Origin of the sequence: Microcoleus sp. K1-B1 (assembly GCF_036704705.1) — a bacterium.
Classification (GTDB): Bacteria; Cyanobacteriota; Cyanobacteriia; order Cyanobacteriales; family Microcoleaceae; genus Microcoleus.
Window position 1 is genome coordinate 32,561 of sequence record NZ_JAUBSH010000002.1, and the last position, 13,591, is coordinate 46,151.

The following is a 13,591-nucleotide window of genomic DNA, read 5'->3' on the forward strand; positions in this document are numbered from 1 at the left end:
GATTTTAGATTTTAGATTTTAAATTGACTCGACAGATAAATCTGGGGGCTTGTATGCCTTTGTGGGTGCGGTGAGTGGTTCCAGGAATGGGTTGGCGATCGAACTTACGGCACATGAAGCAAGTCAGTCAGTCAATTTTAGATTTTAGATTTTAGATTTTAAATTGACTCGACAGATAAATCTGGGGGCTTGTATGCCTTTGTGGGTGCGGTGAGTGCTTCCAGGAATCAGTGGCTGAAATCTCCGGGAAAAAAGATGACCCTGGTTTGGTAAAAGCAAGCACCGAGAGAGTTAGAATCAAAAGTACAAGTCAAAAATAAATAGCGTTTAGCACTCATTGCCCGTGAAACTTGATTCTGTTCCGCCAAGCTTGTCTGCTTCTGACTCAGTAAACCTCAATTATGATTTGCCACAACAGGTACAACTACAAATAAAAGAGGTTACTGAGATTTGTGCTGCTTTAACCCCGGAGCCCGCTGAACTCTCAGTGACTGTCAATCCCGATATTTGTCACGAACAAAAGAAACTGAAGCCCAAGCACTGGGCAATTTTTGCTTCGACTTTTGCAACTATTTTTTTAGCTGAAATTGGAGACAAAACTCAGATCGCGATTTTGCTGATGACGGCTGAATCTCGAAATCCTTGGATCGTGTTTGCGGGTGCGGGTTCGGCTTTGATAGCAACCAGTTTGCTGGGGGTGTTGCTGGGAAGGTGGCTGGCTAGTCGGATTGCTCCGAGAACTTTGGAGAGAGCAGCCGGAGTGATTTTACTGGCGATTTCGGCGGTTCTGCTGTGGGAAGTGTTGGGTTAATTGTCTGCCTTGTCGGTAAGTCCTAGATTTCTACAATAGCTAACTAAGAACTAAAAAAACATGGACTGGCAACTTTTGGGAATCAGTTTTATTACAGTGTTTTTGTCAGAATTGGGAGACAAAAGTCAATTAGCTGCGATCGCCCTGGGCAGCAGTTGTAACTCGCCGCGGGCTGTATTTTTTGGTACGGCGTCGGCGCTGCTGTTGGCCAGTTTTATCGGCGTGGCGATCGGCTTCAGCACGGCAGAGGTGTTGCCGGAACGACTGGTAAAGGGGCTCGCGGCGATCGGATTTGCGGTGATGGGCTTGCGCTTGCTGTGGCCAAAAGCAGATTTACCGGAAGCATCCGAGTAGGGCAGTCGATTTTAGATTTTAGATTTTAGATTTTAGATTTACTCTACAGATGAATCTGGGAGTTTAAACAAGAGTCTAAAATTTTGCTTTCTCCACGGGAGGAGTTCGCAAGTATCCGTTTTTGCGCTGGTTCAGGAAACTTGACCGTATAGTTGTATCAAATCAGTTAGCATCGGAGATTATTCATATCTCTCTGATCTTCATCTGCGTGAATCAGCGTCAATCCATTGTCATCTGCGGCCCAAGAAATTCTCTTTTTTTAACCGCAGATGAGGGCAGATAAACACAGATTAACGCCGATGAATATCAAATCCGGTGTTTACGATCGCGTTAAAATTTAAAAAATTAGCGGGGGGCGTGAATTCACGCCCCCCGCTGCCGGTTGAGTCTTTTTTCTCCACTCAACATCTGAGCATTGTGTCGATTAAACTTGGTTTTGGTAGCACCAGCCCAGCAGCGTACCGGCGACAGCCAACTTCAGCGCTTCCAATGCAAAATAGCCTTGGTGCAGTAGATTCATCCCGGCGGGGACTTCTGCTGCGGCATCGAACAGATTTAGCTGCATTCCCAAGCCGCTCATTTGGGGTGTCAGGGCGTAGGTGTCAATCAGGGCGATCGTCAGAAGTACCAATGATAATAAGATTGCTGTGCGACTGCGCTTGCCGAAGTCACCGACTAAATTGCTCAAAACCATCAAACCCGTTGCCACCACGCCCGAACAGATTAACTCAACGCGGTTGAATCCCCAGAACATTAAATTGCCGGCTGTTGCAAACTCCGGTGATGTCGTCATGCCAGATACGTAGAGACTGGGCATAATTACTAGATCCAAAATCAGGCTAACGCTGAGCCAGAAAATTAGGGCAACCATGACAATTGCTTGCCAGCGGGGTTTGATTGATTCCACTCTTGATGTTGTAATAGCTGTCATATAATTAGACCCTCTAAAATTTTCTTCTGCCTTTTCTAGAGTTTAACTAACTTTTTTATAAAATCGTGTTAAGTATTTTTAAATTAATGGTAACTTTTCTGTAACAGACGCTGAAGAATTGTTAAGCTCCCTTATGTTTGTCCTCACCTCGGTTAATTAATACTAATTCCGAAAAAGTACGGAATAAATTAATAATTACTCACAAAACTTATGCACTGCGACCAAAGACATCGGTTTTTAACCAAGAATTTCTTGATGGTACCCGCCACGTGATTTATCCGTGGAATCAATCCAAAATCGAAAATCGAAAATCCTCAAGAAAGAGCATTTATCCGTGGGGTCGCCTCTAAAATCGAAAATCGAAAATCGAAAATCGAAAATCGATTGATCCTGATTAAACACCGTAACGTATTTTTTATAAAAAACCAGGTTTCAGCGTCCAGAAATAACTCCTAATTTAACTGTATATGCCTAAACTTCAATTATCCTCTTGGTTGCCCCGTCTCCCCCCTCAAGTCTGGATTCTTGCCGCCGGCAGATTCCTCTCCCAAAGTGGCACCGGTTTTACTTTATTTTACGCGCCGATATTTTTTGTCGATCGCGTCGGTTTATCTGCTACTGCTGTTGGGATTGGTTTGGGTAGCGGTTCAGTTTCGGGAATATTCGGCAGAATTTTGGGCGGTTCTTTTTGCGATTCTAAATTTTGGGGAAGGCGCCGAACTTTATTGCTGGCGACAATTATTTCGGCTGCCGCTTCTTTCATACTGGCGGGGACTAATGATTTCCCCGGCTTAATTGCGGGCAATTTACTGATGGGTTTTGGTGTGGGTTTGTATTGGCCTCCAACCGAGACGATGGTGGCGGATTTAACTGAGGGCGAACAGCGACAGGAGGCTTTTGCTTTGACGCGGCTAGCTGATAATTTGGGTTTGCAAGTTGGGATTATTTTGGGTGGTTTGTTGATTGAGGTAACGGGGAATTATCGATCGCTCTTTATTATTGATGGTATCTCGTTTTTAGTGCTGTTTGCGGTGGTGGCGATCGCGATCGCCGAAACCTACAAACCAGCTAATTCAGCCGATATAGGCAAAAAAAGTCTAAAAAATGGTTGGATGGTGGCGCTGAGCGATCGCAGTCTTTTAGTTTATGCTTTAGTAAATACTCTGTTCACATTATATATTTCCCAAATCCAAACCACAATGCCGCTGTACTTTAGCAAGTTTGTCGCGGTGGGGACATCGGGAAAAGGCTTTTCAACAGGTACAATTACGGTTTTGTTTGCTTTTAGCACGTTTTTAACTGTGGCTTTGCAACTGCCGGTTGTTAAAGCTTTGAAGCGGTTTTCCCATCCGAAAGCTTTGATGATTTCTGCGCTGCTATGGGGAATGGGATTTATCGCGATCGGCTTGACGGGAATGGCTGCAACTGGCAATCTATTGTTAGCTGTTTTAGGCTTGAGCTTTTTGTCGGTGGCGACTGTTGCTTATACGCCTTTTGCTTCTGCTTTGGTGGTGGATTTAGCGCCGGAGTCTTTGCGGGGCGTCTATTTGGCGGTTAGTTCTCAGTGTTGGGCGATCGGCTATTTAATCGGGCCGCCCCTGGGCGGTTTGGCTTTGGATAGAGGTAAATGGACGGCGGATAATTTTTGGTTGGGTTTGGCTTTGAGTGTTGGCGCGGCTATTTTTATTTTGCAAAAGCTCGATCGAATGTTGAAAAATAGCAGTCATTAGTTATTAGTTATTAGTTATTAGTCATTAGTCATTTGTTGCTGCTACCAATGCCCAATGCCCAATGCCCAATGCCCAATAACCAATAACTAATTTATTTTCGTCGATCGCCCAATTTGCGGTAAACTGCTCTCAAATCAACTTGATGGTGAGCCAAAGCAACCAAAGCGTGATAAAATAAATCCGCAACTTCCCCAGCAATCCCCTCTTTGTCGTCATCTTTGCAAGCCATCACAACTTCCGCCGACTCTTCGCCAATTTTCTTGAGAATCTTGTTGTCGCCGCCCTCGAACAACTTGCAAGTATAGGAACTTTCGTTAGGATTGTCGCGCCGATCGCAAATTACCGCAAATAATTGAGATAACATATCCCCTGGCGGCGGTGAAATTTCCCCATCAACTTGGTGAAAACAACTTCTTTCTCCTGTGTGACAAGCAATATCTCCGACTTGTTCGACAGTCACCAGCAAAGCATCGCTATCGCAGTCGTAACGCAGCCCTTTGACATTTTGAATGTGTCCCGAAGTCGCGCCTTTGGGCCACAATTCGGAACGAGAACGACTCCAGAACCACGTTTGCCCGGTAGAGAGCGTTTTTTGCAGCGACTCCCGATTCATCCAGGCCATCATTAACACCGTACCGTCCAAATAATCTTGGACGATCGCAGGCACTAAACCGCGATCGTCGTAACGAATCTTTTCAATTGGGATCGATCGGCTCAAACTCGATAAATCAGTAGTAGACATAATTTTATTTCAACTTGGTAATCTAGATTAACGCTTTCCTGTCGGAGATTGTTTTTTTATTAACCGCAGAGAACGCAGAGGAGGCAGAGGAAGAGAGAAGATTAACCAAGTGATGGCTAAATTGTCAAGAACTATTTTACAAAAAATTACATTTTAGGGCGATTCCCTACGGGATAGCTTCGCTTCACGGTGCTAGTGCGACAAAGCCTAAAAAACCCAAGCTAGTATTGCTACTGATTGGTTTGTACCCTAAAATCTACTAGAATAGTTTCCTTGAATAGACATAACCTTTATGCTGAACTGGCTCTAAAATTATTCTACCAACAACAGACGTTCACTAAGGAGAAAACATTGGTTTCCACAACCTTGAAAACGACCAAATCAGAAGAAATTTTCGCTGCTGCCCAGAAGTTGATGCCAGGTGGCGTCAGTTCCCCCGTCCGCGCCTTCAAATCCGTAGGCGGACAGCCCATCGTCTTTGACAGGGTAAAAGGAGCCTACATTTGGGATGTTGACGAAAACCAATACATTGACTATGTAGGCACTTGGGGCCCAGCCATCTGTGGTCACGCCCACCCGGAAGTCATCAAAGCCTTGCACGAATCTTTAGAAAAAGGTACGAGTTTCGGCGCACCATCGCTGTTGGAAAACGTACTCGCCGAAATGGTCATCGATGCCGTTCCCAGCATTGAAATGGTGCGATTTGTCAACTCTGGCACCGAAGCCTGTATGGCCGTTTTGCGGCTGATGCGAGCTTTCACCGGACGCGATAAACTGATTAAATTTGAAGGCTGCTATCACGGGCACGCCGATATGTTCTTGGTAAAAGCCGGTTCCGGCGTTGCAACTCTGGGCCTTCCCGACTCTCCGGGCGTCCCGAAATCCACTACTGCCAATACCCTCAACGCTCCCTACAATGACTTAGAAGCAGTCAAAGCTTTATTTGCCGAAAATCCCGGCGAGATAGCAGGCGTAATTCTCGAACCAGTGGTGGGGAATGCCGGTTTTATTACCCCGGATGCAGGTTTTCTCGAAGGTTTGCGGGAAATTACTAAAGATAACGGTGCTTTGTTGGTTTTTGATGAAGTAATGACCGGTTTCCGCATCGCCTACGGCGGAGCTCAGGAAAGATTCGGTGTCACGCCGGATTTGACTACTTTGGGTAAAGTTATCGGTGGCGGTTTGCCGGTGGGAGCTTACGGGGGAAGGCGGGATATTATGGGGATGGTGGCTCCTGCTGGGCCGATGTATCAAGCGGGTACGCTTTCGGGAAATCCTTTGGCGATGACTGCTGGAATTAAGACTTTGGAATTGCTACAAAAACCCGGCACTTACGAACAGTTGGATAAGATTACTAAAAAACTGTCTGACGGATTGCTAAAAATTGCTAAGGAAGCGGGACACGCGGTTTGGGGCGGGCAAATTAGCGGGATGTTTGGCTTGTTTTTTGCGGCTGGCCCGGTTCACAATTATGAGGATGCGAAGAAGTCGGATTTGACGAAGTTCAGCCGCTTTCACCGGGGAATGTTGGAGCACGGTATTTATCTTGCTCCTTCGCAGTTTGAGGCGGGATTTACTTCTTTGGCTCATACTGACGAAGATATCGATCGAACTTTGGCTGCAGCGCGTGAAGTGATGGCAACTATTTAACCTGTGTAGTAAGGATGTTCGTCCTTAAAACTCAGGAATAAATCATTAAAGTCCTTGCTGTTTTTTGGCAGTAAGGACTTTAATTTTTAACTGTTTTATCAAATAAAGTCCTGAATCATACAGACTATCCAAGACTACCTTTTAATCAGGCTTACAGGCTTTTTTAGTAAATTTTCACGGGGTAATTCCTGTTTAAGGGTGCGAGGAAATTAAAAATTAGTAATTATAGGATATCTCTACTTTGCGGTAGCAATCCCTAACTTAGCTCCATTAATTCGGCGTAATCGATCCATAACTTCCACAACATTTCCGTGATTGACGCTTTTATCTGCATTCAACACAATTAAGGAGTTCTGATTTGACCCCATTACCTGTCGCACTGTACTCTCAATCTGGTCTAAGTTGACTAACTTTTTATCAACCATTAATTTTCCATTAGCATCAATGGTGACGGTAATTTTAGCAGGTGAGTCCTGAACTTGAGAGGTTGATGCTTTCGGTAAATTTACGGGTAGACCCTCAGATTTGGATAAAGACAGAGAGGAAACAATTAAAAACGTTAATATGGCGAAGACCACATCAATCATTGGCACGATGTTAATCTGGGCAATAGTCTCAGGTTCATCGGGTAGGCGCATAATTAGATTCTCTTGGTAGTTTTTCGTAGCGGTGACGGTACATTAACTCTAGCTGGCCTCCAGCTTCCTGAATAAAAGCTATCTGCTGTAAGTAAAACCCGCGAAACATATTGGCAAATAAGAGTGTAAAGATTGCCACAACTAACCCTATTGCCGTAGAAACGAGGGCTTCGCTAATCCCAGAAGTAACGCCTGCGGCATTGGTGCCCGTGGCATTCCCCAGTTTGAGAGAACTAAAGGTGGTAATTAACCCCAAAACTGTTCCGAGCAACCCAAATAGTGGGGAAAGGCTGATAATGGTGTCAAATATTGTATTGAATCGCTTCAGGATGGGGATTTCTGCCTGAGCACCACTCTCTAAGGCCAAACGAAATTCTTCGATGTTGGGCGAGTCTAATTCTAAAGCTTCTAAAAAAATCCGGGCTAGAGGCAAATCGCTGTTTACTTGTAACTTTTTGATGGCGGAATCGGGGTTTTGACTGTAAAGCTGTAGCACTTCTCGCACGACTCGCCGCTGCCGCCGATTTACCCTAAACCAAAAGGCAAGACGCTCTATGATCAGCGCGACTGCTGCGATTGAGGAGGCAAATAGCGGCCAAGCAACAATGCCTGCGGCGCGAAAAATGTAAATGAAAGCATCCATTGATTTGTACTCTCGCTAGCTCGGTTGAGTGATCGCAAGCTGCCTAATGCTGTAATTAGCCCGATCGAAGGTTGGTAGAGTTTCTGCGTCAAGTCGGCACAAGTGATTCAGGCTGCGAATTGTTTCACTCAAGGGCGATCGCAAGCGCGATCGCAAGCGCGATCACAAGCGCGATCGCACTACCTGTATGTGACTATCTTCGTCTGTACCCAAAATGCTCCTACTGTGATCCCGATCGAGATCGCGACAGATTGTTCTGCCAGTGCTTCTTTGCTAAATATTTGCGTTAGGACTTGACAATAATCTTCAATAATTTAAAAGATTCTCAACTAGATTTCCACAAACTTCAGGGTTTGTCAAGTCATGAGCTACACCTTTAAATAACAATTGCCTATAATTTATGCCAAATTTAATTAGTTTTACTTAATTAATTAAATTTATGAAAAGCTTGAGAATGTGGAAATTTGTTGGTAAATTACGGGCTAGAGTATTGCCGTTAAGGCGTTTTGGAACCTTGCCCTGCCAGAATCAGAACATTGACAGCGCCCATAAGAGCAAGGTAGACGCCCCCAAAGAAAATGCTGATTGGTAGCCTCTAGCAGCAATCTCAAAATTAAATAATGAAAATTAATTGCAAGAGTCTTGAACAGGGTGACAGTCTTCTTATAGGATGGGTAAGTTCATCATTGATAGCAAGCTCAACCCGCAGTTGGTAGCTTGTTTCGGGTTATGTCGGGGAGCCAGCGAGGATGTTGCCATCCATAAAGGAGAGTGAGAAGGCATGAGTTTTTCAAATATTTCGGCGACGCAAAGACAACAACAAGAAGAAGCTCTCAAAAAAGTTCTGGCGATCAGTCTGTTAGCCTCAACCTTACTGCACGGTGTCGCGCTGCCGTTGAGCCTCAAGTTCGTCAAACCTGCTGAATTTGAAGAGGATGCAATTGAAATTGTTGTGCTTGATGAGCCTAAAGTAGAGGAAACCAAGCCAGAGCCGACTATTCCAGAAAAGGCATCTCCCCCGCCTGAGACGTTCAAACCAGAACCGCCACCAGAGCCAACTCCCGCAGAGGAGCCACCGGTAGCGGTAACGCCACCGCCGATTCCAGAGGAGCCACCGGTAGCGGTAACGCCCCCACCGATTCCAGAGGAGCAACCGGTTGAGGTAACGCCACCGCCGATTCCAGAGGAGCCACCGGTTGCGGTAACGCCACCGCCGATTCCAGAGGAGCAGCCGGTAGCGGTAACGCCACCGCCGATTCCAGAGGAGCCACCGGTTGCGGTAACGCCACCACCAACTCCTATCGAGCCTTCCCCCGCACCTCAAGAGGATTTCAATTCCCCAAAAACTCCTCAAACCCCGATCGCCCCGGAACCGGAAACCCCCTCGCCCGATCCTCCAAAAATTGATAGCCCCAGCACAACGGCGAGCCAGGAACCCCCTGCCAGCGAACCACCCGTTACCGCCTCCCGCCCCAAGAGTGGTGGGAGTCTCCCAGACTTGACAAAAGATGCTGGAAATCCCAACTCCTCAGACAGCCCTGAAAAAAATAATCCCCTCTCGTCATCTGCTTCGGCGGGTAGCGGGGAGCCTTCCTCAGAGCCATTAAATCCTTCTTCCGGCCCCATACAACGATCGCCCGGGGCTGGCTCGCCAGTCACAGCTACTAGGCCAGGAGGCGGTAGTAACTCTGGAAATGCGATCGGGGATCTCACAAACCCCTCCTCCTCTGATAGCCCCGGAGCAAGTGCATCGAACTCACCATCCGGTGCCAGCAAAAATGGCGACATACCTTCTGATGAGCCATTTGCGACTGGTTCGGGGCGATCGCCGCGAAGGCCTGCGGCTGGCTCCCCAGTCACGGCCACCAGGCCAGGAGGTGGCGGCAATTCTGGAAGTGCGATCGCAGATGTAGGAAACCTCCCCTCCTCTGGTAGCCCGGTTGGAAGTGCATCGAACTCATCACCCGGTGGGCGTGGAAATGGTGGCGGGGGTTCGTCACAGCCATTTGGCAGCGGTTCCGGGCCAGTGCCAAAACCGACAAATCCAGGAAGAGGGGGGAGTCCTTCGGGCTCTTCCGGCCGACTTCCCGACACTTGCATTAGCTGCGGTAGACCTGAATATCCGAGCGCAGCCAGAGAAGAAGGGCGGCAAGGCGAAGTGGAAGTCGTGTTTGACATTGACCCCAACGGTAAGCCATTCAACATCAAGATCTCGACTCCTAGCAAATACAACGACTTGAATCGCGCAGTGATTAAAGCAGTAGAAAAATGGAAACTTGCCTCATCAGAGAGTGGCATTAAAGGAGAAAGAGCATCCATTACCTTCCAGCTCGATAAGTAGGGATTTTTTTGAAATTCTAGCAATTTGGCTGGGAATTTTATCGAACCGTCCAAGGAATAGCAAAGTTAAAAGTTGAATTTTTTGTGAATTATGAATGTGGGAATGTCGTCAGCAATATTAAGTAAACTTCAGCGAGTTGGACTCGCTCTATTACTGGGTTCCAATTTGGGAATGGCTTTGTTGTTTGCCAACCCTCACAGCGCAATGGCAGGAGTAATTACTTTACCCGATGGCGGACGTTGCGAGGGAGAATTGAGTGAGGGAAAACTCAGCGGCCCCGGCATCTGTCAATATGCCAACGGCGATCGCTACGAAGGCTCTTTTCTCAACGGCCAACCTCACGGTCAAGGCATTTATACCTTTAAAGAAGAAGGTCGATACCAAGGAGAATTTGCCTTGGGTGAATTCAACGGTCAAGGTGTCCGCGAATTTGCTAACGGCAACCGCTACGAAGGTACTTTTAAAGACGGTGAGTTCGACGGTACAGGCACTTTTACCTCAACTAACGGCATTCGTTACGAAGGCTCTTTTACCAATGGTTCCCCCAGCGGTCGCGGGGCTTTTACGTTCAGTAACGGCACTCGTTGCGAAGGAGATATTAAAGAAGGAAAAGTTAACGGCAAAGGTGTCTGTCAATATGCTAATAAGAACCGCTACGAAGGAGAGTTGCTGAATAATGTGCCTCACGGACAGGGAATTTATACCTTTGCTGAAGGAGGTCGTTATGAGGGGCAATTTAGTGAAGGGCAGTTTCACGGTAAAGGGGTTCGCGAATATCCGAACGGCAACCGCTATGAAGGAGAGTTTGTGAAGGGCAACATTCAAGGTCAGGGGTTGTTTACTTTTAAAGAAGGGGGACGTTATCAAGGGCCGTTTGACAATGGAGAATTTAGTGGTGAAGGTGTCCGTGAGTTTGCTAATGGAAATAGCTATAAAGGCACTTTTGTCAAGGGTAAGATGAGCGGGAAAGGAGTTTTCATTTTTGCGAATGGCGATCGCTGCGAAGGCGAATTTAGCGAGGGTCAGTTCAATGGCAAAGGTACCTGCATTTACGCCAATGGCGATCGCTATCAAGGTGAATTCCTCAATGGGCAGAAACACGGGCAAGGTTCTTATCTATATGCAGATGGAACGAAGGTAGAGGGAAATTGGCAACAGGGGCAGCTTAAAAAATAAGCTTATAACTCACATCTTGCACCATTCTCAGCAACAGGCAAGATGCCTGTTCCACAAGAAAATTTATCTTTTGTGGAACAGGCCGGAAAGCCTGTTCATAAAAGGCTAATTGAGAATGGTGCAATATCTCAGTTATATCGTTTCCGGTTGCATCGGAATGATTTAACCGCAGAGGGCGCAGAGAACGCAGAGGGAGGGAATACAGAGATGAATAGTTCCGATGCTACCGGAAACGATATTATAACCTATTTCTCCTTACTTGTTTACCCCCCTCCTCACCAATGACATTAGGAGCGCGAATTAAATAACTTACAATTAAAATTATAAGTTATTTAATTCACGATCCTTAGCTTTTTGGGCATCGGATTTGGTAGAATTTTCTCTCTCTCCATAAAAGGGCTTTAAACCCTCGGCATTTTGTTCGTGCCGCTTGTTGAAAAGTCTGCGTCTCAGTTTAACCCTAGCAAATTAATTTACCGTGTTTCTACAACTAAAAAAACAATCGCGACAGATTGTCTCGTTATTAATGAGTTTTATTTTAGTTTTGCTCCTCAATAATGGGGTTCAATCCTCGCCTGAAATCGGCAATCAAATTCTTTGGGATACCTATGGAATTCCACATATTTATGGAGAGAATAGTAAAAGCCTTTTCTACGCTTTCGGGTGGGCGCAGATGCAAAGTCACGGTAATCTGATTTTGCGTCTTTATGGGCAAGCTCGGGGGCAAGCTGCCGAGTTTTGGGGCGAAGATTATCTGGAATCCGATCGCTGGGTGCAAACTATGGGAATTCCTAATCGCGCCAAGGCGTGGTATGAATCACAAAATCCCATTTTCCGCAACTATCTCGATGCTTTTGTTGGCGGAATGAATGCCTATGCAAAAGAACATCCAGAGGCGCTCACCGAAGAATTAAAGGTAGCATTGCCCCTCAAACCGGCAGATGTATTGGCACACGCGCAACGGGTCATTAATTTTACTTTTGTAGTCGATCCAGAGCGCCTTGAAGATATCGCTGAAAATAACACCCCCAAAGGCTCTAATGGTTGGGCGATCGCTCCTTCCCATTCTGAAAGCGGCAATGCCATGCTATTGGCAAATCCTCACCTTCCTTGGTCGGATTTATATTTATGGTACGAAGCGCAACTGATTGGCCCAGAAATTAACGCTTACGGAGCGACTCTCGTCGGATTTCCTGTATTAACGATCGCCTTTAATGACAACTTGGGATGGACTCATACTGTCAACACTCACGATGGCTGGGATGCCTACGAATTGCCCCTCGCTAACAATGGCTATCGCTTCGATGGCGAAGTCCGAAAATTTGACAGGGAAGAGAAGGTTTTAAAAGTCAAAGAAAAGAATGGGAATTTGCGATCGGAATCTCTAGTCGTGCGGCGTTCTGTTCACGGGCCGATTCTCACAGAAAAACAGGGCAAAGCGATCGCCCTGCGCGTTGTCGGACTCGATAAACCAGCAGCCCTTCAGCAGTGGTGGGATATGGCACGCTCAAAGAATTTTTCTGAATTTGAAGCCGCTTTAAAGCGCTTGGAAATTCCCATGTTTACCGTCATGTATGCCGATCGTGAGGGGCATATCATGCACTTGTTTAACGGTCAAGTCCCCATACGCAAAAACGGAGATTTTAAATACTGGTCAGGCACGATCGCAGGCAATACGTCAGAGACTTTGTGGAGCAAAAATCATCCCTATGCGGATTTGCCGCGCGTTGTCGATCCGCCCAGCGGTTGGTTGCAAAATACCAACGATCCTCCCTGGACGACGACGTTTCCCAGTGCGATCGCACCCGATAATTATCCCGCCTACATGGCACCGCGCAGCCCGATGGATTTGCGATCGCAGCGATCGGCAAAAATGCTATTAGAAGATGCAAAAATTTCTTTTGATGAATTGATGCAATACAAACATTCTACTCAGGTAGAACTCGCCGATCGCCTCCTCGATGATTTAATTCCCGTCGCACGGCAAGGCAGTGAAAAAGCGCGCCGCGCTGCGGAAGTTCTCGCCACTTGGGATCGGAAAGTCGATGCTGACAGTCGCGGTGCGGTGCTGTTTGTCTTTTGGAAACAAGCGATGGATGCCGATCGGTTATTCGCTAAACCTTGGAGCGCAGATGCGCCACTAACGACGCCAGACGGGTTGGCAAATCCTGCGGAGGCGGTGCGGCTGCTGGAAGCGACAGCAACCAAAGTTGAGGCGACTTATGGCGCGTTAGATGTCGCATGGGGCGAAGTCTTCCGATTGCCTGGAGAGACGAATCTGCCTGCAAATGGAGCTGACGGTGCTTTGGGTGTATTTCGCTCAGTCTGGTTCGCTCCTGGGAAAGACGATCGCTTTCAAGCGGTTGCGGGCGATTCTTTTGTCGCTGCGATCGAGTTCTCCAATCCGGTGAAAGCGATGGCGCTAAACAGTTACGGCAACGCCACTCAACCTGGTTCGCGCCACACCGGCGATCAGTCGCAGCTCTTTGCTCGCAAGAAATTGCGCCCTGTATGGCGCTCGCGATCGGAAATTGAAGCTCACCTGAGTTCGCGCCAAAAACTATAGCAGAAGGCA

Annotated in this window: 12 protein-coding genes; 8 read left to right on the forward strand and 4 right to left on the reverse strand. The window is 46.9% G+C overall.

Translation table 11 applies throughout. The features are described from left to right. The first annotated feature begins 343 nt into the window (after positions 1-343). Together QUA83_RS00820 and QUA83_RS00825 are read left to right on the forward strand one after the other, a co-directional pair. Positions 344-811, forward strand: coding sequence for a TMEM165/GDT1 family protein (locus tag QUA83_RS00820; RefSeq protein WP_333290904.1), 468 nt, complete (start codon positions 344-346; stop codon positions 809-811). 60 nt (positions 812-871) lie between these two features. After that, positions 872-1,165: a TMEM165/GDT1 family protein gene (locus QUA83_RS00825; RefSeq protein WP_333058285.1), complete on the forward strand. Its 294-nt coding sequence runs from the start codon at positions 872-874 to the stop codon at positions 1,163-1,165. A 424-nt stretch (positions 1,166-1,589) separates the two neighbouring features. Here the strand turns inward: QUA83_RS00825 and QUA83_RS00830 are convergent, their stop codons facing one another. Beyond that, positions 1,590-2,096, reverse strand: coding sequence for a hypothetical protein (locus QUA83_RS00830; RefSeq protein ID WP_333290905.1), 507 nt, complete (start codon positions 2,094-2,096; stop codon positions 1,590-1,592). 467 nt (positions 2,097-2,563) lie between these two features. Here QUA83_RS00830 and QUA83_RS00835 point away from each other — a divergent pair, with 467 nt between their 5' ends. After that, positions 2,564-3,826 carry an MFS transporter gene (locus QUA83_RS00835; protein WP_333290906.1) on the forward strand — a complete coding sequence of 421 codons (1,263 nt, stop codon included), beginning with the start codon at positions 2,564-2,566 and terminating at the stop codon, positions 3,824-3,826. A gap of 91 nt (positions 3,827-3,917) precedes the next feature. On the opposite strand, the gene hisIE is transcribed toward QUA83_RS00835, so the two are convergent. Continuing rightward, positions 3,918-4,568, reverse strand: coding sequence for a bifunctional phosphoribosyl-AMP cyclohydrolase/phosphoribosyl-ATP diphosphatase HisIE (hisIE, locus tag QUA83_RS00840; RefSeq protein ID WP_333202715.1), 651 nt, complete (start codon positions 4,566-4,568; stop codon positions 3,918-3,920). Between the two features lie 351 nt (positions 4,569-4,919). Between hisIE and hemL the strand changes: the two genes are divergently transcribed. Continuing rightward, on the forward strand, positions 4,920-6,218 hold the full coding sequence (gene hemL / locus QUA83_RS00845) for a glutamate-1-semialdehyde 2,1-aminomutase (protein ID WP_333290907.1): 1,299 nt from the start codon (positions 4,920-4,922) through the stop codon (positions 6,216-6,218). A gap of 236 nt (positions 6,219-6,454) precedes the next feature. Here the strand turns inward: hemL and QUA83_RS00850 are convergent, their stop codons facing one another. Both QUA83_RS00850 and QUA83_RS00855 read right to left on the reverse strand, forming a co-directional pair. After that, on the reverse strand, positions 6,455-6,856 hold the full coding sequence (locus tag QUA83_RS00850) for a biopolymer transporter ExbD (RefSeq protein WP_333290908.1): 402 nt from the start codon (positions 6,854-6,856) through the stop codon (positions 6,455-6,457). Next, complete coding sequence (locus tag QUA83_RS00855; protein ID WP_333058279.1) at positions 6,840-7,499, reverse strand: MotA/TolQ/ExbB proton channel family protein; 660 nt, start codon at positions 7,497-7,499, stop codon at positions 6,840-6,842. The genes QUA83_RS00850 and QUA83_RS00855 overlap by 17 nt, the downstream gene beginning before the upstream one ends. 102 nt (positions 7,500-7,601) lie before the next feature. On the opposite strand from QUA83_RS00855, the gene QUA83_RS00860 reads away from it, so the two are divergent. The 4 genes from QUA83_RS00860 (at position 7,602) to QUA83_RS00875 (ending at position 13,582) form a co-directional block, all read left to right on the forward strand. Beyond that, positions 7,602-7,796, forward strand: a complete 195-nt coding sequence (locus QUA83_RS00860) for a hypothetical protein (RefSeq protein ID WP_333290909.1) — start codon at positions 7,602-7,604, stop codon at positions 7,794-7,796. A 484-nt stretch (positions 7,797-8,280) separates the two neighbouring features. After that, positions 8,281-9,840, forward strand: a complete 1,560-nt coding sequence (locus QUA83_RS00865) for a TonB family protein (RefSeq protein ID WP_333290910.1) — start codon at positions 8,281-8,283, stop codon at positions 9,838-9,840. A 102-nt stretch (positions 9,841-9,942) separates the two neighbouring features. Beyond that, the gene (locus QUA83_RS00870) at positions 9,943-11,016 is read left to right on the forward strand and encodes a hypothetical protein (protein ID WP_333290911.1); all 1,074 of its coding nucleotides are present in this window, start codon (positions 9,943-9,945) and stop codon (positions 11,014-11,016) included. A 526-nt stretch (positions 11,017-11,542) separates the two neighbouring features. After that, on the forward strand, positions 11,543-13,582 hold the full coding sequence (locus tag QUA83_RS00875) for an acylase (protein ID WP_333290912.1): 2,040 nt from the start codon (positions 11,543-11,545) through the stop codon (positions 13,580-13,582). Positions 13,583-13,591 lie beyond the last annotated feature (9 nt).